Source organism: Exiguobacterium sp. HVEsp1 (assembly GCF_002009685.1).
GTDB classification, from domain to species: Bacteria; Bacillota; Bacilli; order Exiguobacteriales; family Exiguobacteriaceae; genus Exiguobacterium; species Exiguobacterium profundum.
Genome location: NZ_KV917367.1, coordinates 816,991 through 838,037 on the forward strand (window position 1 = coordinate 816,991; position 21,047 = coordinate 838,037).

Annotated in this window: 24 protein-coding genes; 19 read left to right on the forward strand and 5 right to left on the reverse strand. The window is 49.1% G+C overall.

What is annotated here, in order from left to right; translation table 11 throughout:
* Positions 1–17: 17 nt before the first annotated feature.
* The 6 genes from BV910_RS04220 (at position 18) to BV910_RS04245 (ending at position 7,044) form a co-directional block, all read left to right on the forward strand.
* Positions 18–1,061, forward strand: a complete 1,044-nt coding sequence (locus tag BV910_RS04220; protein ID WP_078146452.1) for a LacI family DNA-binding transcriptional regulator — start codon at positions 18–20, stop codon at positions 1,059–1,061.
* Positions 1,062–1,297: 236 nt separating this feature from the next.
* Positions 1,298–2,230, forward strand: a complete 933-nt coding sequence (locus BV910_RS04225; protein WP_078146453.1) for a YsnF/AvaK domain-containing protein — start codon at positions 1,298–1,300, stop codon at positions 2,228–2,230.
* An 87-nt stretch (positions 2,231–2,317) separates the two neighbouring features.
* The gene (locus tag BV910_RS04230) at positions 2,318–3,127 is read left to right on the forward strand and encodes a YsnF/AvaK domain-containing protein (RefSeq protein ID WP_078146454.1); all 810 of its coding nucleotides are present in this window, start codon (positions 2,318–2,320) and stop codon (positions 3,125–3,127) included.
* Positions 3,124–3,543, forward strand: a complete 420-nt coding sequence (locus BV910_RS04235) for a YflT domain-containing protein (protein WP_078146455.1) — start codon at positions 3,124–3,126, stop codon at positions 3,541–3,543. The genes BV910_RS04230 and BV910_RS04235 overlap by 4 nt, the downstream gene beginning before the upstream one ends.
* 208 nt (positions 3,544–3,751) lie before the next feature.
* A complete protein-coding gene (locus tag BV910_RS04240; RefSeq protein ID WP_078146456.1) occupies positions 3,752–6,049 on the forward strand; it encodes a glycoside hydrolase family 65 protein in 2,298 nt (765 codons plus the stop codon).
* A gap of 146 nt (positions 6,050–6,195) precedes the next feature.
* On the forward strand, positions 6,196–7,044 hold the full coding sequence (locus tag BV910_RS04245; RefSeq protein WP_031421243.1) for a YitT family protein: 849 nt from the start codon (positions 6,196–6,198) through the stop codon (positions 7,042–7,044).
* Between the two features lie 49 nt (positions 7,045–7,093).
* On the opposite strand, the gene BV910_RS04250 is transcribed toward BV910_RS04245, so the two are convergent.
* A complete protein-coding gene (locus BV910_RS04250; protein ID WP_078146457.1) occupies positions 7,094–7,906 on the reverse strand; it encodes a Cof-type HAD-IIB family hydrolase in 813 nt (270 codons plus the stop codon).
* Between the two features lie 162 nt (positions 7,907–8,068).
* Here BV910_RS04250 and BV910_RS04255 point away from each other — a divergent pair, with 162 nt between their 5' ends.
* The 11 genes from BV910_RS04255 to BV910_RS04305 all read left to right on the forward strand — a co-directional run bounded on the left by BV910_RS04255 (position 8,069) and on the right by BV910_RS04305 (position 14,815).
* A complete protein-coding gene (locus BV910_RS04255; protein WP_074032676.1) occupies positions 8,069–8,263 on the forward strand; it encodes a YjzD family protein in 195 nt (64 codons plus the stop codon).
* A 74-nt stretch (positions 8,264–8,337) separates the two neighbouring features.
* Positions 8,338–8,760 carry a thioredoxin family protein gene (locus tag BV910_RS04260; RefSeq protein ID WP_031421245.1) on the forward strand — a complete coding sequence of 141 codons (423 nt, stop codon included), beginning with the start codon at positions 8,338–8,340 and terminating at the stop codon, positions 8,758–8,760.
* Positions 8,757–9,536, forward strand: coding sequence for a phosphatidylserine decarboxylase (locus tag BV910_RS04265; RefSeq protein WP_078146458.1), 780 nt, complete (start codon positions 8,757–8,759; stop codon positions 9,534–9,536). Before BV910_RS04260 ends, BV910_RS04265 begins: the two co-directional genes overlap by 4 nt.
* A gap of 125 nt (positions 9,537–9,661) precedes the next feature.
* Positions 9,662–10,288: a YqeG family HAD IIIA-type phosphatase gene (locus BV910_RS04270; RefSeq protein ID WP_015880994.1), complete on the forward strand. Its 627-nt coding sequence runs from the start codon at positions 9,662–9,664 to the stop codon at positions 10,286–10,288.
* 133 nt (positions 10,289–10,421) lie between these two features.
* Entirely contained in the window at positions 10,422–11,534 is a 1,113-nt protein-coding gene (yqeH, locus tag BV910_RS04275) for a ribosome biogenesis GTPase YqeH (RefSeq protein WP_015880995.1), read from the forward strand.
* A complete protein-coding gene (aroE, locus tag BV910_RS04280) occupies positions 11,531–12,316 on the forward strand; it encodes a shikimate dehydrogenase (RefSeq protein WP_078146459.1) in 786 nt (261 codons plus the stop codon). The genes yqeH and aroE overlap by 4 nt, the downstream gene beginning before the upstream one ends.
* A 6-nt stretch (positions 12,317–12,322) precedes the next feature.
* The gene (gene yhbY, locus BV910_RS04285) at positions 12,323–12,619 is read left to right on the forward strand and encodes a ribosome assembly RNA-binding protein YhbY (RefSeq protein WP_015880997.1); all 297 of its coding nucleotides are present in this window, start codon (positions 12,323–12,325) and stop codon (positions 12,617–12,619) included.
* Positions 12,616–13,185, forward strand: coding sequence for a nicotinate-nucleotide adenylyltransferase (locus BV910_RS04290; protein WP_078146460.1), 570 nt, complete (start codon positions 12,616–12,618; stop codon positions 13,183–13,185). The genes yhbY and BV910_RS04290 overlap by 4 nt, the downstream gene beginning before the upstream one ends.
* Positions 13,175–13,732: a bis(5'-nucleosyl)-tetraphosphatase (symmetrical) YqeK gene (gene yqeK, locus BV910_RS04295; protein ID WP_078146461.1), complete on the forward strand. Its 558-nt coding sequence runs from the start codon at positions 13,175–13,177 to the stop codon at positions 13,730–13,732. The genes BV910_RS04290 and yqeK overlap by 11 nt, the downstream gene beginning before the upstream one ends.
* 10 nt (positions 13,733–13,742) lie before the next feature.
* Positions 13,743–14,090 carry a ribosome silencing factor gene (rsfS, locus tag BV910_RS04300; protein ID WP_015881000.1) on the forward strand — a complete coding sequence of 116 codons (348 nt, stop codon included), beginning with the start codon at positions 13,743–13,745 and terminating at the stop codon, positions 14,088–14,090.
* A complete protein-coding gene (locus BV910_RS04305) occupies positions 14,090–14,815 on the forward strand; it encodes a class I SAM-dependent DNA methyltransferase (protein ID WP_078146462.1) in 726 nt (241 codons plus the stop codon). Before rsfS ends, BV910_RS04305 begins: the two co-directional genes overlap by 1 nt.
* Before the next feature lie 42 nt (positions 14,816–14,857).
* Here BV910_RS04305 and BV910_RS04310 read toward each other — a convergent pair whose 3' ends face one another.
* Entirely contained in the window at positions 14,858–15,406 is a 549-nt protein-coding gene (locus BV910_RS04310; RefSeq protein WP_078146463.1) for a GrpB family protein, read from the reverse strand.
* A gap of 103 nt (positions 15,407–15,509) precedes the next feature.
* On the reverse strand, positions 15,510–15,923 hold the full coding sequence (locus BV910_RS04315) for a VOC family protein (RefSeq protein ID WP_078146464.1): 414 nt from the start codon (positions 15,921–15,923) through the stop codon (positions 15,510–15,512).
* Positions 15,924–16,075: 152 nt separating this feature from the next.
* On the opposite strand from BV910_RS04315, the gene BV910_RS04320 reads away from it, so the two are divergent.
* Positions 16,076–16,672, forward strand: coding sequence for a DUF2238 domain-containing protein (locus BV910_RS04320; protein WP_078146465.1), 597 nt, complete (start codon positions 16,076–16,078; stop codon positions 16,670–16,672).
* Positions 16,673–16,755: 83 nt separating this feature from the next.
* Positions 16,756–18,225: a catalase gene (locus BV910_RS04325; protein ID WP_078146466.1), complete on the forward strand. Its 1,470-nt coding sequence runs from the start codon at positions 16,756–16,758 to the stop codon at positions 18,223–18,225.
* A gap of 286 nt (positions 18,226–18,511) precedes the next feature.
* Here BV910_RS04325 and tnpB read toward each other — a convergent pair whose 3' ends face one another.
* Together tnpB and BV910_RS04340 are read right to left on the reverse strand one after the other, a co-directional pair.
* A complete protein-coding gene (tnpB, locus tag BV910_RS04330; protein ID WP_078146467.1) occupies positions 18,512–19,600 on the reverse strand; it encodes an IS200/IS605 family element RNA-guided endonuclease TnpB in 1,089 nt (362 codons plus the stop codon).
* A 414-nt stretch (positions 19,601–20,014) separates the two neighbouring features.
* Complete coding sequence (locus tag BV910_RS04340; protein WP_078146469.1) at positions 20,015–20,908, reverse strand: DNA/RNA non-specific endonuclease; 894 nt, start codon at positions 20,906–20,908, stop codon at positions 20,015–20,017.
* Positions 20,909–21,047 lie beyond the last annotated feature (139 nt).

The following is a 21,047-nucleotide window of genomic DNA, read 5'->3' on the forward strand; positions in this document are numbered from 1 at the left end:
GAAGCAGGGGGAACACCATGCAAATCACAATCAAAGATGTGGCGAAGCACGCGAACGTCGCGCCGTCGACAGTCTCTCGCGTCATCGCCAACAGCCCAAGAATCAGTCAAAAGACAAAAGAACGGGTCAGAAGTTCCATGGAAGAGCTCGGGTATCATCCGAACATTCATGCGAGAAGTCTCGCTAACCGCTCGACGCAGTCGATTGGTCTCGTTATGCCGAGCGCGGCAACAAAGACGCTTCAAAACCCGTTCTTCCCGGAAGTGCTACGAGGAATTAGCACGAAGGCGCACCAGAATGGATACTCGCTTTATATGACGACCGGCGTGACAGAAGAAGAAGTTTTGTCCGGTGTGATCGAGATGGTACAAGGACGCCGTGTCGACGGTGTCATCGTTCTTTATTCACGTGAAGACGACCAAGTCGTCCAATACTTACGTCAAACGAAGTTTCCGTTCGTCGTGGTCGGGAAGCCGTTCGGGGACGCTTCTTCCATCACTTACGTCGATACGGACAACTATTTGGCTGGTCGTGAAGTGACGAAACATCTTTATAACTTAGGTCATCGTCGCATCGCCTTCATCGGGGGATCGGATAAACTCGCCGTCACACAAGATCGTCGGAACGGGTACGCGACGGCCCTCATGGAAGCAGGCATCCCGGTATGCGAAGATTACATCGCCCGGGCTGAATTCATGACGAAGGGCGGCGCGAAGGCCGTGCGTGAACTGTTACAAAATGAGGAACCACCGACAGCCGTCGTTGTCAGTGACGATATGATGGCACTCGGCGTCATCAGCACATTAAGCGAGATGGGGCTCAAAATCCCAGAGGACGTCGCGGTCGTCAGTTTCAATAACGTGTATATCGCGGAACATTCGAACCCGCCACTCACGTCGGTCGAAATTAACATCTTCGGTCTCGGTTTCGAGGCGACGAACTGTTTGATCGAACAAATCAGTGATAACGCTCCACCTTATGGGAAACGCGTCATCGTTCCGCACTATTTAGTCGTTCGACAATCATGTGGTCAGAAAAAGAAAACAGAAGTCGTCGATTAAACGAAATTCTTCCGCATCCTGTGGAAGAATTTTTTTGTACAAAAATTAGACGCATACAATAGTAGAATAATCAATCGGTCAAAAGTCATAATATTACATAAAGATTACAAATGTGAAAACAGTGCTTGAAAAGAAAGCGTGGGGGAACATTCACATTACCGGTTCAAATAGCAGATTGTTGTGAATCTGCCAAACCAACAACCAAAAAATAAAAAATTTGAAAGGGAGATACAATCATGGATAACAAACGTTATGTAGGTACTTACTATCAGGAGTCAGAGCTTGTTTCAAAAATTGATGAGCTTCGTGCTCAAGGGCATCGCGAAGATGATTTATACGTAGTAGTGAAAGATAAATCGAACCTTTCAATGGTTCAAGGTTCAACGGATGCAGAAGTAAAAGAAACGAAAGCGTCATGGCTTGATCGCTTTTTCGGAGTAGCAGACGAAGGAGATGAAGTTCGTCACACTTTTGATAAACTCGGTTTTTCAGAAGAAGAGACAGCGCGCTACCATCAAGACATCGAGAACGGTGGCATGGTTCTCTTGTTAGATACGAATGACGGCGTGTTCGATAATGGTCGTAACGATACGTTCGAGGGCGGTCGCACATCAGCAGGTTATGGTTCAGAAGGGAATGAGGCAGGTAACACGACTGCTCATAACCTTGGCACAACTGGGGCTGGGATTGGCGCTAACCGTTTAAATGATATGGACGAAGACATCCGTAACCGTACGGACTTGACGGACGAACAGAAACTCGAGTTGCACGAAGAGCGTCTCCTTGTGAACAAGGAACGTGTGCAAACCGGTGAAGTTCGCGTCGATAAAGATGTCGTCGAACGTGAAGAACGCGTGGACGTTGAAGTAGAGCGCGACGAAGTGTATGTTGAACGCCGCCGCGTCGACGGAGACCGTGAAGCGACAGGACATTCTTATGATGCGACGACAGAACGTGATGAGATTCGCGTTCCAGTCACGGAAGAACGTGTCAATGTGACGAAAAAAGATGTCGTGGCCGAAGAAATTGTCGTAGGCAAAGAAAAAGTCAAAGATACGGAAGAGGTACGTGAGACGTTGCGTAAAGAAGAAGCGCATATCGAAGGGGATGATGACCTTCGTCACCGCGATCATGATCACACGCGTCGCGATGAGCGTGACCGCCTCTAATCGATTGACCAGTATCTCGACAAGGATGGCTCTCTCTAAGGGACCATCTTTTTTTTCGCCAATTGTCACCATAGGAGGACGAAAGCTATGAAACATGCGATTATCTCAGAAGTATTTGATCAGCCGGAAACGCTGCTCAATCGAACGGTCGATTTGAAACGAGAAGGTTACGCCGAAGAGGACATGTACGTCCTCGTCAAACGAGCTGACGTCGCGGACGTGGTTCGACGCCAGTCGAAGTTATATGTGCTCGTCACCGACGAACCGGGTACGGTCGCCTCACTCGTCACATCGAGCGAGCGACCGATTGAACGCTGGATCGGCAGCATGCGGCTCACGAAGGAGCAACAGGATCGCTTCACGCAGGAAATCGAGCAGGGACGACTCTTCTTGTACGTCGATGCCGACCGTGGCGACCAATCGTTTAAGGTCGACCGTCCAAAAATGAAATTAGAACCGGAGACGGAAGAACAGATGCTTGCCTTGCACGAGGAGCGCTTGGCCGTCGAGAAACAAGCAGTACAAACGGGTGAAGTCGTCATCAATCGCTACATCATAGAAACCAATCAAGAGATAGAGGTTCCGGTCTTAAGAGAACAAGTTCATGTAGAGAGGAAAGCCGGTTCAGAGGATGTGCTCGAGGACTACGACTTTAATCGGTCGGGATTTCGTACGATTGACGAAGGGGATCATCTCCGAATTCAAGTCATCGAAGAACGGGCGTTCGTCGTGAAGCGACCTGTCGTCGTCGAAGAAATTGTTGTTCGGAAGCGTGTGACGGAAGAGATTGAGACATTGACCGAAACGCTCCGTAAAGAAGAACTCAAAGTGAGGGAAGTCGGGCAAGCCGATGTGACCATTGATAACCAGACAACCCAAAAGGATGAGGAACGATGAACAAAAGTCGATTTGTAGGCACTTATCAGAATGAGGCGGCTCTCGTCGCTAAAATCAACCAATTGACCGAACGAGGCTATGAGGAGCGCGATTTATATGTCGTCGCGCGAGACAAAGATGACATCTCGCTCGTCAAACGTAAGACCGATGCGAAAGTGGAAGAAGCGAGCGCGAACTGGATGCAAAAGTTCGCGGGTGTGACCGAAGGCGAACAGGAAGTGAAGCGGGTATTGCTTGACCTCGGTTTTGCTGACGACGACGTCAACCGCGCTTATGGCGATATTTTGAACGGAGGCTACGCTTTGATTCTCGATGAACCGGACACAGGATTCAATGACGGGAACACTCTGGCGTTCGAAGGGCACGAAGCGAATGGGGCGTTTGGTGATAATCCGGAAAATGAACAGAAAGATTGATTGAAACCGTCTCGATGAGAGGCGGTTTTTTTGATTGTAAAATGTGATGAAAAAAAGAAATAAAAAGTTTTATGCAAACGATTGCATTCTCGTTTCAGTTGTGTAAAATGAAAGGTGAGATTAAATACAGCGCTTTCATAGACAAACGGTTGCATAAACTAGTTGTCCGACGAAGGTAGCCTTGTAGAGAAAAAGGAGTGGCAGACAGATGAAACGATTGTTTGCAGTCGATGAATGGAAAGTAACAGAGGAAGGTCTTCACCCGAAAGAGAACCGCCTTGCAGAATCCATCACATCGCTCGGGAACGGGCATATGGGGATGCGAGGAAACTTTGAGGAAGATTACTCGAATGATACGCACCAAGGATTCTACGTGGCGGGCGTCTACTACCCGGACAAAACACGTGTCGGTTGGTGGAAGAACGGATACCCTGAATACTTTGCCAAAGTGTTGAATGCGACAAACGTCATCGGTCTCCGCGTGGTCATCAATGGGACACCGGTCGACTTGGCGAAATGGGAAGTGAAAGATTTCACCCGTGAGCTCGACATGCAGCGTGGTGTCCTCACACGGACGTTCACCTTGATGAACGGGACAGAAGAGACGAAAGTGGAAGTCGTCCGCTTCTTCTCAATCGTGGATAAAGAAGTCTTGGCCATTCGTTACAACGTCACACCTGTCAACTACGAAGCAAAAATTGAGTTCACGCCATATTTAGATGGCGATGTCGTCAACGAAGACTCGAACTACGATGAGAAGTTCTGGCTTCCGGTCGACCGTGGTGTGGAAGAACGTTTCGCTTTCGTTACGACGAAGACGAAGAAACTCGACTGGCATGTCACGGCATCGATGATCGCGGACGTAGAAGGTGCTCGTTGTGAAGTGCTTGAAGCGACAGATTTGTTCGTTGCCAACAAGTTCACGGTCAACGTAGCTGCTGGTGAGACAGCGACAGCCTACAAATATGTGTCGGTCGTCACGAACCGCGACCACGAGATTGAAGCATTGCAGTCAGCTGGGATGACACGTGTCGAAGCGGCGTTCGAAAAAGGATTTGAGACACTTCTCGCTGAACAGACGGAAGCATGGCTCGCACGCTGGGAAGATGCGGATGTTCGTATCGATGGAGACATCGAAGCTCAACAAGGAATCCGTTTCAACATCTTCAACATGTATCAAACATATACAGGTGAAGACTCACGTCTTAACATCGGTCCAAAAGGATTCACAGGTGAGAAGTACGGCGGTGCGACGTATTGGGATACTGAAGCCTACTGCCTGCACTTCTATTTGGCGACAGCCAAACCAGAAGTCTCATGGAACTTGCTCAAGTACCGTCACAACCAATTGCCACAGGCGAAAGAGAATGCTGTGAAGAATGTCGGTATGGAAGGTGCGCTTTATCCGATGGTCACAATGAACGGGGAAGAGTGTCACAACGAGTGGGAAATCACGCATGAAGAGATTCACCGTAACGGTGCGATTGCCCATGCGATCTTCAACTACACGAACTTCACAGGCGACAAGTCGTACCTTGGACAATACGGATTGGAAGTATTGGTCGAGATCTCGCGTTACTGGGCTAGCCGCGTCAACTTTGTCCCGCACAAAGACGTGTATATGATCCTAGGCGTCACAGGTCCGAACGAATATGACAACAACGTCAACAACAACTGGTATACGAACTTGATCGCCGCATGGACGCTCGAATATACGCAAGAAGTGTACAACTACTTGAAAGAGGCAGAACCTGCACGTCTCGAAGAGCTCGTATCGACACTCGGCATCACGGATGCTGAACTTGCGAAGTGGGCAGACATCCAAACGAAGATGTACTATCCAAAAGATGATCTCGTTCCAGATGTGTTCATGCAACAGGACGGATTCATGGATAAAGAGCAGATTTTGGTGAAAGACCTCGATCCGAAACATCTTCCACTCAACCAAAACTGGTCATGGGATCGCATCCTTCGCTCGAACTTTATCAAACAAGCTGACGTCCTCCAAGGACTCTATACGTTCGGTGACCGCTTCACGGTCGAACAGAAACGTGCAAACTTTGACTTCTACGAGCCACGCACGGTTCACGAATCGAGCTTGTCACCATGTGTCTACTCGATCATTGCGGCAGAAGTCGGTTATGAAGACAAAGCGGTCGAATTGTACCAACGTTCGGCGCGCCTTGACCTCGACAACTATAACAATGACACGGAAGACGGATTACACATCACGTCGATGGTCGGTTCGTGGATGTCCATCGTTCATGGATTCGCCGGAATGCGCATTCAAGAGGATAACCTCTCGTTCAGCCCGATGATTCCGAAAGATTGGAACGGTTACTCGTTCAACATGCTCTGGCGCGGCCATCACTTGACGGTCACATCATCACGTGAACAAGTGACAATCAAGCAAACAAGTGGTACAGATGTGACCATCCATGTATATGGAAATGCAGTGACAGTTCCTGCAAACGAGTCGATTACAATTGAAACAGTGAAAGCGTGACCAATCGTTTCATACGAACAAGCCGACCTCGGTCGGCTTGTTTTTGTGTGAAAAACTTATCGGATTTCCTGCATATTTGCTGTATGCAGCATGAATAATCTATGTTATCTTGATTCTTAGCTATTTTGAGAAAGGGGAGTTGAAGCTTGACGGAAGCCGTTAAAGAACATACACGAATCGGGGTTGTCTCGATCATCGGAGGATTGTTCGTTGCCTTATCCATGACATTATTTTTAATTCCAGCTGGCGTCTATTCGACAGGATTTACGGGTCTTGCCCAAATCTTGACGAAATTGTTAGAGGGTACACCGCTTGAACTAGGGGAAGGACTCTGGTTCTTTATTCTGAACGCACCACTGCTCGTCGTCAGTTATTTTATGCTCGGGCGGAACATGATGATCCATACGCTGGTCAGTGTCGCCTCGGTCACGTTGTTCATTCGTTTGCTTCCGCAATCGCAGCTTCTCTCGGACGATCCGCTCTTGAACGCCGTATTCGGCGGTGTGCTTTTGGCAATCGGTTCGGGCATCACGATCCGGTACGGAGCCTCGACAGGTGGCTTTGACATCGTCGCATTGATTCTCGCGAAATTCACGAACAACTCGGTCGGGGTCTATCTCTTCTTGATGAACATGATGATCGCCCTCGCAGCAGGTGCCTTGTTCGGATGGCCGACAGCGCTTTATACGATCGTCTTCTTGTATGTGACGTCAAAAGTCATCGATGAGATTTACACGAATACACAGCGTCAAACGCTCTTCATCGTGACGAATCACCCGGACGAGGTGACAAAGGAACTACATCAACACGTGTTCCGCGGGATCACGCTCATGCCGGCAATCGGGACGTACTCGAAAGTCGAGAAGGCGACGCTCATGATGGTTGCGCAACGACACGAAGTGCGTGAGATTACGCGAATCTGTAAAGATGCAGACCCATCGGTTTGGATCAATATCTTGCCGACAGAGGACGTCGAAGGGACGTTCCGTCGCTAAACATGAATGAATCACAAAAAGCACCGACTTTTCTAAGTCGGTGCTTTCGTTATGCCTTAATGCCAAGTCGCTCTTCTAAGAAGAGGGCAATCCCGTCATCCATATTTGAAGCCGTCACTTCGTTGGCTACATTCTTCAATTGGTCGATGGCGTTCCCCATCGCGACACCGGTACCGACATAGTCGAGCATCTCGAGGTCGTTCTCTTCGTCACCGAAGGCGATAATGTGCTTCCGGTCAATGTTCAAGTGCTTCGAGACCTCTTGAAGCCCAAGTGCCTTCGATGTGTTTTTGCTCATGACTTCAATCATATGTTCGGGCATACGCCACTGACGGTTCAATACCGCCTCCGCATGAATGTCATCGAGTTGGGAGCGGACGTGCGCGACGTGATCTTTTGTCGCATGAATCAATAAGGACGTCGGCTCGTCCTGCAAATGCGTCAACAAGTTACCTGATGTGACGCTGAGCGCACGTTCTGCATATGGACTATAGAACTCTTGCGGGTCCTTTTGGAAGTACACGTGGTCCGTCACTTCGACAACGATATTGTGTGCCTTCGTATCCGCTACTTCTTCAATGATGTTATGGGCGGTCTTGAGCGGAATCGGTCGGTGTGTCACCGCATAATTCGCATCTTTCGGGTGATGTACGAGCGCACCGTTGAAGTTGACGAGTGGTGTCGTCAATCCCATTTGCTCATAGTACATGATTGAATGGCGCTTTGGACGTCCTGTGGCGATCATGACTTCATGACCAGCTTCACGCGCTGCTTGAAGAGCGCGGAGGTTTCGTTCGCTGATGGTTTTATCATCTCTTAATAACGTTCCATCTAAATCGACTGCGATTAAATAACGTGACATCAGTCATCCTCTTTTCTTCACAATGATGTTTCTACGACCGTATCACATTTTTCGATTCGACGGAAAGAATATACAATCGAAGTCGCATATTCTATTCGAACAATGCTATACTAATGTCGTATGAATTTTTACGAATCATCTGTGAGATGGAGGGGACGTTCAATGCGTTATTTAGTGACATTGATCTGGGCGATTGTGCTCTCGAATACAGCGGTATTTATCATTTCTGCCGTTGATGGCGTAGAGTTCAACGCGATGCTCGCGACAGGATTTGGCGTGGCCATCACAATCTTCGTTGCACTTCTCGATGTCTTGAATCAAGACATGGGAATCAGCGACGTTGCACAAGAGAAGTAAGCCGTCTACAATCAAACTGACTCGTGCATGAGTCAGTCTTTTTTCTTTATCCAACATAGAGGAGGATCATGCATATGAAAAACCCTGAAAAACGCGCGAACTTTATCACGTTCGCCATCATCGGTGCGATTATCGTTATCGGAATCGGTTTGTTGTACTTTTTAAATGGAAACAATACTGACGATGGTGTCAACGCCGTCACAGCAGATGAATTGCAACAACAATTAGACCAAGATGGTGAAGTCGTCGCTTACTTCTGGCAAACGGGCTGCGAATACTGTGAGCAAGTGAAGCCTTATGTCGAACCCCTCATCGAAGAATATGATGCGGTCTCCATCAACTTGGCTGACCATAACGTATGGACGACGTATGGGATTGAAGGTACGCCGACTATCATCCGATTTGAAGATGGAAAAGAGGTCGGTCGCATTGAAGGAGCGGTCTCTGAACAACAATATGAGACGTTCTTTAAAAATGAGGAGGCCAAAGAGGAATGAAGCGTCGTTTCTACCAAACGTTATTTGAGCTGAACGCCTCGCCTTGGATCGCCACACGCCTCAAGCGTTTCGCAGAATCAGATGTGAGTCGTCACTTGATTCCATCGTTTGCAAAAGTATATGACATTGCGGTAGAAGAGGCAGAGCAACCGCTTGCTGCCTATCCATCATTGCATGCGTTCTTTACCCGTCACTTGAAGCCTGGAGCACGTACGATTGATGAGTCGTCTGATACTCTCGTATCACCGTGTGATGGAAAGCTATCGGTCATCGAATCGATTTCAGAAGACAGTCGTTTCGAGGTGAAAGGTCAGTCGTATACGCTTGCGGAGTTACTCGGTTCTCAACAAGAAGCAAGACGTTATGCAGGTGGGACAGTCGTCGTTCTCTACCTCAGTCCGCGCGATTATCACCGCGTCCACACACCGCTCTCTGGTCGTGTGCTCAGTCACTATGAGCTCGGGGACCGTTCGGCACCGGTGAATGAAATCGGACTGACGGAGACGGTTCGACCGCTCTCACGCAACTACCGTCGCGTGACGCGCTTTGACAGCCCAGCCGGAACGTACGAACATATCATGGTCGGTGCCTTGAACGTCAACACGATTGAGTGGACGCTCGAAGGAAACCAGGCGGGCAAAGGAGAAGAGGTGGGATACTTCTCGTTCGGTTCGACCGTCGTTCTTTGTTTTGAGAAGGATACGATTCAAATGGACCGTGAAAAGATCGGTCCGGTTCGACTCGGTGAAGTCATCGGGACAATCAAATCCAACTAATTTTGTGTCAATTTTCTTCCGACCGAACGATAGACTAGTCGTTTGGTCGGTTTTCGTTTACCATAGAAGGGATATCAATACTTGTATAAGTAGTTGAATCGTTTAGCTAATTGGAGGAATTTTACGTGTTTAATCGACTTTATCCGAAACAGTTCGTCGCGTCTGTGTTTGACATCGACCTACAAGAATTGAAAGACCGTGGGGTGCGCGTCATTTTGACGGACCTTGATAATACACTCGTGGCGTGGGACGTCCCACATGCGCCAGAGCTTTTATTGATGTGGCTTGAAAAAGTGAAATCATACGGTTTCGATGTGATTGTCGTATCAAATAATAACGAGAATCGTGTACGAACATTTACGGAGCCGCTCGGCCTTCATTATGTCGCTCGTGCTAGAAAACCATTACCATCTGGATTTAAAGCGGCACTCTCGAAATATGGGTACTCGCCGAAGGAAGCCATCTTCTTAGGGGACCAGCTGTTCACAGACGTTCTCGGGGCAAACATGGCGGGCATTCATGTCATTCATGTGCAACCGGTCGTCAAAACGGACGGACTCGTCACGAAATTTAACCGGATGCTCGAAAAAGTGGTCTTCGCCCATATGAAGCGTCGTGGGAAGTATGTATTGATCACGAAAAAAGTGGAAGAACTTGCCGTTGACGCACAACGGGCAAAAGTCGCGGTCGCTGAAAAAATCGGTGAGGCCATGCATCCACGTTCCGAAGATTCACATAAAAAAGATGAATAAGACCTCGAACGCACAGGAAGAAGGAGGCTGCCCATGTACGGCGAGCAAGGCGTCGGAATTAACGCTTCAGGAGTAGCAGCGAGGTGCTACGGTGAATGAAGAAGGGGAAACCTGAACGGCAGTAAGTATAACTATGGAAGAAACAAAACGATATTGCGCTGGGTGCGGCGTAGCCATCCAAACGGAAGACCCGAACGGGGTCGGCTATGCACCGAAATCGGCACTTGACCGTGAGATTGTCATTTGCCAACGTTGCTTCAAATTGAAGCACTATAACCAAGTTCAAGATGTGGAGTTATCAGATGATGACTTCTTGCGCATCTTGAATGGTATCAGTTCAAAAGAAGCACTCGTCATAAAAATCGTCGACATTTTCGACTTCAATGGCAGTTGGCTTCCGGGTCTTCAACGCTCAGTCGGGTCGAATCCGGTATTGTTAGTCGGAAACAAGGTCGACTTGTTACCGAAGTCGGTCAACCCGAACCGGATGGCGAACTGGATGAAGGCAGAGGCAAAAGAACTCGGCTTGAACCCAATCGACGTTCATTTGATCAGTGCGAAAAAAGGACATGGCATCGATGAACTCGCTGAAAAGATTGAGTACTACCGCAAAGGCAAAGACGTCTTTGTCGTCGGTTGTACGAATGTCGGGAAGTCGACACTCATCAACCAGGTGATCAAACGTTTCGGTGAAGAGGATGAAGCCATCATCACCGTCAGTCATTTCCCGGGAACGACGCTTGACTTGATCGACATTCCGCTCGACGATGATGCGAACTTGTACGACACACCAGGAATCATCAACCGTCATCAAATGGCACACTATGTCGATGCGAAAGATTTGAAGACGATCACACCGAAGAAAGAAATCAAGCCGCACGTGTTCCAGTTGAATCCGCAACAGACGCTCTATTTCGGCGGATTGGCACGTTTAGATTATCTTGAAGGAAATAAGCGATCGTTCGTCATTTATATGTCGAATGAATTGAAAGCACACCGTACGAAACTCGAACGTGCCGATGAGCTCTATGACCAACATATTGGGAAGATGCTCAACCCGCCGAATGAGAAGACACTCGAAATCTTACCGCCACTCGTCCGTCATGAGTTTAGCTTACGAGACGGCGTGAAAACGGATATCGTGTTCAGTGGTCTCGGTTGGGTCGCGATTCACGGAAAAGGTGGTCGTATCGCAGCATGGGCTCCAAAAGGCGTCGCAGTCACACTTCGCGAGGCGCTCGTATGAATCTGGCCGTCATCGGTCACCCGATTGCTCATTCGCTCTCTCCCCAACTGCACGAGCAGTGGTTGAGGGCGTCTGGGCTTTTCGGGCGTTATGAGGCCATCGATGCCACACCAGATCAACTCCCAGCCTTATTTGCGGCAATGCGAGAAGGGGACTGGGATGGATTCAATGTCACGATTCCCTATAAAGAGGTGGTCGTTCGGTATCTCGATGACCTTGACGAAGCGGCGAAACATGCTGGAGCCGTCAATACGGTGTATAAACGAGACGGGCGACTTATCGGGACGAATACGGACGGGGCAGGTCTTGTCCAAGCGCTGATGCCATACACAGACTTTACAGGGCGTGTCCTGATTGTCGGTGCCGGAGGAGCGGCTCGTGGGATTGTCCAAGCTCTCCCGACGCGTGACGTGACGATTGTCAATCGAACAATGGAACGGGCAAAAGCGCTCGCCGACACGTTCGGAGTCGTCTACACGACGTTCGATGAGATGGACGTCTCTCGATATGATGTCATCATTCAGACCACTTCTGTCGGGATGGACGAGAGATCGACACCACTTTCATTAGAAGGATTACGACAAAACACGGTCATTTGTGATATCATATATCGTCCACTTGTCACCCCGATGCTTCAAGAAGCGAAACGTCGCGGAGCCAAAGTTGTGACAGGTGTAGCCATGTTCGTCGGGCAGGGCGCGCTCTCGTTCGAGAAATGGACGGGCGTGAAACCGGACGAAACCGTTGGGAAAAAGTTAATCGAAGGATTATTGGAGGAATAATATACTATGTTATCAGGTAAACAAAAACGCTTTTTACGCGCAGAAGCGCACCATCTTTCACCGATCTATCAAGTTGGGAAAAATGGAGTCAGCGAAGCGATGTGTAAAGATATCGCGGACGCACTCGAAAAACGTGAATTGATTAAGGTCCAAGTACTTCAAAACTGCATGGACACGCCGAAAGATGTCGCTGGCGAGTTAGCTGAAGGCACACAGGCTGAAGTCGTTCAAGTGATTGGAAAAGTCATCGTCTTGTACAAAGAGGCGACCGAGAAAGAAAATCGCCAAATCAAACTCCCATGAGCCGGATCGGCTTGATGGGCGGAACGTTCGACCCGCCGCATCTCGGACATCTGTTAATCGCGGAACAAGCGCGTGAACAGCTTGAACTTGATGAGGTGTGGTTCCTGCCGGCTGCGATTCCACCTCATAAGGTCGGGTTCAGCTCGGCAGACCACCGAATCGAGATGACGCGACGCGCCATACAAAATCAGTCCGACTTCAAGTTGAACTTGATTGAGTTTGAACGGAGTGAGCCGTCTTATACGGTCGAGACGATGAAACGGCTGATCGAACAGTATCCGAATGATGAATTCTACTTTTTGATTGGTGCCGATTCACTCGTTTCGCTCGAATCCTGGTATGACTATGAGACGCTCATCCGTCTTGTCACGTTCGGTGCGGTCGCACGGCCGGGGACACGTTATTTGATTCCGGAGAAGGCAGACGTCCGCGCGATTGACATGCCGCAACTCGAAATCTCATCGACGGACATCCGGGAACGGGCGAAACGAGGCAAATCCATCAAATATCTTGTCCCGACGCCAGTCGAGGAGTATGTGAAGGAGCATAAGTTGTATGACGTTTGAAGAAGCGCACGAGTTGATTAAACAGACGCTGCCAGAAAAACGCTATATCCATACGCTCGGTGTCGTCGAGACGGCGGAACGCATGGCGGTTCAATTCGGTGAAGAGGTCGAACATGCTCGTATTGCTGCGATGCTTCATGATTATGCGAAGTACTTTGACGTCGAAGAAATGCGTCGAGTCGTCGTGGAAGAAGGGTTAGACCCGAATCTACTTGAGTACGGGGACGAACTACTTCATGCGCCGGTCGGTGCGATTCTACTTTCCCGTCAATACGACCTGGATGACGCGGTGCTCTCGGCGATTCGAAATCATACGACGGGAGAGCCCGGGATGTCTCGGCTCGACCAAATTCTATTCGTGGCTGATGCCATCGAACCGAATCGGGATTATCCCGGCGTCGACCGGTTGCGGGCAGAAGTGGAGCGTTCGCTCGAAGCGGCGGTTGTCGCGACACTGAAACAAACGATTGAATTTTTATTGAAGAAGTCGGTGCGTATTTTTCCACTGACGATTGAAACGTATAACGATTTTGTGAATATACCTTAGGAGGGTCAATATGACTGCAAGAGAAGAATTAGAATTGATTGTTAAAGCGGCTGACGATAAACGTGCCGAGGAAATCGTTGTACTCGACATGGAAGGGATTTCGCCAATCGCGGATTACTTCGTTATCTGTCACGGGAACTCGGAGAAGCAAGTCGAAGCGATCGCACGTGAAATCAAAGACGTTGCTGGCGAAAACGGCTTACCACTCCACAAGTTCGAAGGAATGGACACGGCACGTTGGGTCCTCGCTGACCTCGAGAACGTCGTCGTCCACATCTTCCATCGTGATGACCGTGATTACTACAACCTAGAGAAATTGTGGGCTGACGCGCCACACGTCGAAGTGGAAGTCGGCTAATGGCTTACGAAGGATTCGCCTATGTATACGACGAGTTGATGAAAGACGCGCCGTATGATGAGTGGGTCGCTTTCGTGCGGCGTCACGTCCAAGATGGCGCGACACTCGCGGATGTCGGGTGCGGGACCGGGTCGGCGACGATTCGCCTCGCTGAACATTACGATGTCATGGGGATCGACTTATCCGAGTCAATGCTCGAAGTCGCACAAGAAAAGGCGCTCGAGGTCGAAATCGAGTTGCCGCTTTGGGAACAAGATATGCGTGAGTTGGAGTTACCGGAACCGGTCGATGCGGTGACGATTCTCTGCGACTCCCTTTGCTATTTGCGAGACGAGGCGGACGTGATTGATACGTTTGAATCTGTCTACAATCAACTCAAACCAGGCGGCTTGTTCATCTTTGATGTCCATGCTCCGAACAAGATGCAGACGCTCTTCAACCAAAAGACGTATGCGTCAAACGGAGAAGATTGCTCATATATTTGGTTTGCCGACCCGGGAGAAGCTCCGCTGTCGGTCGTTCATGACTTAACATTCTTCGTCGCGCTTGAAGATGGGACGTATGAACGGATCGAGGAGACGCATGAACAACGGACATATGAACCAGGGCAGTATATGCAATGGTTGATTGGTGCCGGATTCCACGTCAAATCGGTCACATCAGATTTCACCGAACGTGCACCAGGAGCGGATGCGGAGCGCATCTTCTTCGTAGCCCAAAAATAAGGAAGACCTCATCGTAGATTAGCGATGGGGTCTTCCTCTATATCAGGAGTTTAATGCCCGATTTATAAATTCAGCTTTAGCTTCAGTATATTTTTCTCTGTCCTCACGAAATTCAGTTGCTAATTGCTTTTTTAGAAGCCCGTACTCCTTCGCGAGTAAAGGAGATTCCCGTAACTTGTCTCGAAATTCAATCTGTTCTTCCCACCGTTTTTCTGTGCCTTTCATGAGATGCAAATGAGCAACTCGTTTATCATTTTTCACTTTCACAAAAAATCTGCGCCAGGGCTTTCCATCCAATTCTGGTGGTACATAGTGCCAACCGTATGCGGTTAAAGTATCAACAATCGCATTCATTATGTCAAACGATTCGATACGAATCATCACATCTATAATTGGTTTTGCAGGTAGACCGGGAACCGCTGTACTACCTATATGTTCTGCTCCTTTAATATCAAACTTTGAAAGTAAGTCGGACAACTCTCTTGTTTCACGTAGACCTTGAGCTTTCCATTGCACATTGGCATCTTCTATTTCGATTGCTTCATATGCCCAAATAGGAATATTTAATTGTTCAGGATTCTCTTCTTTCATTAGTTTAGTTCATCTCCTTGAAAGTATTCTCTGTGGGGAAGCTAATCTTGAAAAGAATAAAAGACCTCATCATAAGAGAATGTGAATAAGATCTTTTGGATGATCATGCTTCGTGGCTGAACTGCCACTGGACGCCGAACTGGTCTTCGAGCATGCCGTACGCCTTGCTCCAAAACGTCTCTTGAAGCGGCATCAAGACACGTCCGTTCACAGAGAGCGCCTCGAACTCACGATGGATGGCCTCGAGGTCGTCTGTGACGACAGCGAGCGTGACATTGTCCCCGAATGTGACCGGTCCGTCAGGCATCGCATCAGAAAACATGAGCGATGAGCCGTGAATCGATAGTCGGGTATGCAGCACGAGATTAGCCATTTCACTCGGCACCGGTTGACCGTCTGGACCAGGTTGGTCACCGAACGTCATGATGTCTGGAGCGGCGTGGTTGAACACATCGGCATAAAAGATTACGGCGTCTCGACAATTCCCATTAAAGTTGAGATACGGATTGATCGGCATAGCAAGTTCCTCCTCGAATTCATAATATTAATTATAGAACGTATGTTCGTGAATGGCAAGAGAGTCCAACTAAATTCAATTGTGTGGTTGAACACGATTGAGAGTTGGGAATAGAGCATATAGAGAACAAACTAGAAAGAAGGCGAAGCATTATGAAGCTCACGAAAGGACGTATCCTCGAATTTGGATTCGTCTTGTTCATGGCGATCATACTCGTCACATCTATCATTGAAGAATTATGGTTCGATGCGAGTGTGGCGGGGGCCGGAATCATTTCCGGGCTCATCCCGTTCTTCATTGAAAAGACGTTTAAAACAGAACTTGACGGCAAGATGAAGGTGGCGTATATCCTGTTCTTGTTTGCCTCCCAGTATTTAGGCTCGATTGTCGGACTATACGGGAATGGTTGGTGGGACACGTTCCTTCATCTCTTAAGCGGAATTTTTCTCGCATTCCTTGGATTCGACTTCTTCAGTAGGCTCGATGATGACATTCGGACCGAGATCCCGAAACGATTTTTGTTCGTATACATTGTCGTCTTTTCCATGGCTGGGGCGGCACTTTGGGAAATGTATGAATTCACATCTGACGTCGTCCTGAACACGACGATGCAAGGGAACGGGAATGACGATACGATGGTCGACATCATCGCGGGGTCCCTAGGCGGTATCTTGGCAGCATTTTTCGTCGTGACGCTCCATCAACGTGAAAAATCCAAACAAAAGAGACATATGAAAAAAAGTTCGTGATTCACGAGCTTTTTATTTGTAATCATTCTAATCTTTAATTAATATCAAGATTGTAATGATTATAAATAATGGGAGGCAATCATATGGATCAACACCGTCAACTAACTACTAACCAAGGCGTACCAATCGGGGATAACGCCAACTCCATCACTGCGGGTCGTCGGGGCCCGACGCTTCTCGAAGACTACCAACTAATTGAGAAATTAGCGCATTTCGATCGTGAACGAGTACCAGAACGTGTCGTTCACGCGAGAGGCGCAGGGGCGCATGGTGTCTTCACTGTAAAAAATAGTATGAAACGCTATACGAAAGCCGCATTCTTGCAAGAAGAAGGGCAAGAGACGCCTGTGTTTGCGCGCTTCTCGACCGTCATCCACGGATTAGGTTCACCTGAGACGCTTCGTGACCCACGCGGTTTCGCCGTCAAGTTTTACACAGAAGAAGGGAACTATGATTTCGTCGGAAACAACTTACCGGTCTTCTTCATCCGTGACGCGATTAAATTCCCGGACGTGATTCACTCGCTCAAGCCGGACCCACAAACGAACCTTCAAGACCCGGACCGCTTCTTCGACTTCATGTCGCTCACACCTGAATCAACGAACATGCTCGTGCATCTCTTTAGTGACGAAGGCATTCCGGCATCGTATCGCCACATGCGCGGGTCATCCGTCCATTCCTTCAAGTGGGTGAATGAATTCGGCAACACGGTGTACATAAAGATGCGCTGGGTACCGAAGCAAGGGATTCAAAACTTGTCGATGGAAGAAGCGGCGAAAATCCAAGCAGAAGACTTCAACCATGCGACACGTGATCTGTTCAACGCCATTGAAAATGGAGACTATCCGGAATGGGATCTATATGTACAGATTCTCGACCCAGCGGACATGGACAACTTTGACTTCGACCCGCTTGATGCGACGAAAGATTGGTTCGAAGATGTCATCCCGTATCAATTGGTTGGAACGATGACCCTCAACAAAAATGTCGATAACTTCTTCGCCGAGACTGAGTCGGTCGGTTTCAACCCAGGCGTCCTCGTACCAGGGATCCAGCCGTCAGAAGACAAGATGCTCCAAGGACGACTTTTCTCGTATTCGGATACGCAGCGTTACCGCATCGGACCGAACTATCTCCAACTCCCGATCAACTGCCCGTTCGCTCAAGTCGCGAACAACCAGCGTGACGGGGCGATGCCGTTCAAGCAACAGACGAGCCCGGTCAACTACGAGCCGAACCGTTACGAAGACGCGCCGAAGCCAAATGCGGACTATATCGAGACGCCGCAACCGATCACAGGCGTAACGGGTCGTCAGAAGATTGAGAAGACGAACGACTTCGGACAAGCTGGAGAGGTGTATCGTCGCTATTCTCAGGAAGAGAAGGATGCGCTCGTTCGTAACCTCGTGGCGCATATCAAAAAAGTTCGTCACGAGAAGACCGTTCTCCTCTTGATCTGCAACTTCTATCGTGCGGACCGTGAACTCGGAGAGCGTCTCTCGAAAGAGTTGAACATCGATCTCGCACCATTTTTGAATCAAATGTCGAACTAAACACGTAACCGCGGTCTTACACCGCGGTTTTTTGTATGATGAAAGGAAATATCAAAGTGAACACAAAAAAGCCCATGGCGACAATCATCTGTAGAATGCAGTTACCATAAACACATTCAGCCAAATGACTAGCCATGAGCTACACTTATTTGTATTTAGCGTCTTGTGAACTACTCACCACTTATTTGCTTCGCAAATTGAAGTGGGAGCTTCTTGGGAAGACCGTGCTCTTACCAGCCACGGTTATGGACCAAGCTCGTCGGGCAGTCCCTGCCCTGAATGGTTGTCAGTCGGCCAACATCAACAGGTTGATGCTCGCGTTGATGTCACGGTCATGATGCGCGCCACAGGCACACGTCCATTCACGGACATCCATCGCTTTCTTCTCGCCCTTTACTCCGCAAGTGGAACAGATTTGCGTCGATGCGAACCATTGGTCGGCCTTGATGAGCGTCCGTCCGTAGAACTTGCATTTGTATTCGAGTTGCCGGACGAACTCGTGCCAACTGACATCCCCGATGGACTTCGCGACCTTGTGGTTCTTCATCATGTCCTTCGATGTCAATGTCTCCACGACGATGACTTGGTTCTCGTCAACGATTCGTTTCGACAGTTTGTGAAGGAAATCTTTGCGTTGGTTGGCAATCTTTTCGTGTTTTTTAGCTAAAAGTAATTTGGCTTTTTCACGATTCTTGCTCCCAATCTTCTTTCGCGACAGCGCCCGCTGTGCCTTCTTGACCTTCGCTTCGGATTGTCGGAGAAAGCGAGGGTTGTCGATCTTCTCCGAGACCATCGCATCGTTCGTCATGACGGCGAAGTGTTTTAGACCGAGATCGATCCCGACCTTGTTCTCGGCTGGGATCCATGGTTCATCGTCCTGTTCGACGAGCAGGGAGACAAAGAACTTGCCTGTCTTGGTCATCGACACAGTCGCCGACCGGATGACGCCCTCGAACGGACGATGTTGGGTGAACCGCACGAACCCGGCCTTCGGCAGCCGAACCTTGCCCGCCTCGATGCGGATCGTGCCATGTTGGTTGTTCGTCATGTAGGAAGCGCGCGACCGCCGTCTCGATTTGAAGGCCGGGAAGCCGCCCGTCCCGGCGAAGAACTTCGCGAACGCGGTGTCGAGGTTCAGCTTCGCGTTCGCGAGCGCGAGGCTGTCCGCCTCGGCGAGGAACGGGAACAGGGGCTTGTAGGATGCGGGTGTCGCCGGTTTCCGTCTCGTCCCGTCCCCCGCCTTCGCCTCCTCGCGGATGGCGATGCGGTCCTCGAGCAGCTTGTTGTAGATGAACCGGGCGCAGCCAATCGTCTTGATGAGGAACTCGGCCTGTGCCGGCGTCGGGTGGAGCCTGTATTTGTAGCCTTTCAGCATGTCCGTCCCTCCTCCCTCCAGCAGATCGTGATGTATCTTCCTCATCCGATACCCGCGAAGGGGGATGGAAAATCTGACGGAATCACGAACTTTTGTTCGTCCTATCTGTCACAAGGGGAAAAGATGTTTGGACCGGACGATTCATCTCCCACCTACGCTGGGCTACGCCCCGAGACGCTTAGAGGAGGGAGAATTATCGCCTACTTTTGTTAAAATAAATAATAGAGTCAATGAGAATCAAGACACCAGATAGAAGTCCCATTAGAACAATATAAACAAGTGTACGTTCTAGTAAAGGATTTGGCGCTTCTGTTATCCCGTTGCTATACGATATAACCTCTATCAAAAAAAGCGAGAACAAAGTAAAGAAAACACCTATAAATCCAATTTTATGCATATCATCTCTCCTAATAGTTATTCCCCAACCATCCCGTCACCGTCTCGGTCGTCCATATACTGGTACAACCAATGGTCACGCGTAATCGGCATCTCGAATCCGGCATTTTTGGCTTCTTTGATCGTCACTTGTCCATTTCCGTCAAGGTCGATATCGGATAATTCACGTTCCTCGACCGGCTCCGTCGTCACTGCAGGAGGGGAATCATCCGTCAATCCGAGCGATTCGTTCACTTCCTCCGGATCCACGTTATCATACGTATCGGTGACCGTATTGCCCCGTACGGTATACGTGTATTGGTAGCGGGAAGGAATCTGAGTCGTCGTGTTCGGATAGGTGATGATGGCTTCGAAGTCTTTCGCCCCGCCAGCCTTCCGGATGACATCTTCCATGAATGCCTGGTCGCCGTAACGGTTGAGTGCGCTGTTTTGTGGCGTGATGTTATAGGCGTTCGAGACACCGCCAAGTGAATCGGCGATGATATGGCCTTCGTCGAGGTTCGGGTCTTCGACACCCGGAACTTTTGCCTCGTCTGCATAATAGCGTCCTGAAGAATTAACGTCTTCGGTTTCATCGTCTTGAAGCGTGATTTCGTCGGCAATCACACGAACCAGTTGACCATGTTCGTTCGTGAACGCCCAATACTCACGATCGCCGAAGCCGATATCGACGACGACATTCGCTTCACGTGTGCCGGACTGATCGCCGCCATCGACCTCGATCTTCGTATAGCCTTCAAAAAGATCGCCTTCAGATTCAGGGATCTCGGTGGTTTGTTCCTCTTGTACAGGTTCCTCTTCAACTGTTTGCTCAGTTGACGTCGATGTCGGGACGCTCACATCGGCATCCGTACAACCGGAGAGGAGCAGCACCCCAAGCAGAAATGGAATGTAAAATGGTATTCTTTTCATCTATCTCGCTCCTTATTCGAAGTTACACTATCGTATTTACTATGTAGCTTATAATGATAGCATAAGAAGACGAGATGTGAGCGTCCTCCCTCAAAATGTGCTCGATGGATTCCTCTCATTTGTGGATTCAGAGAGCTTA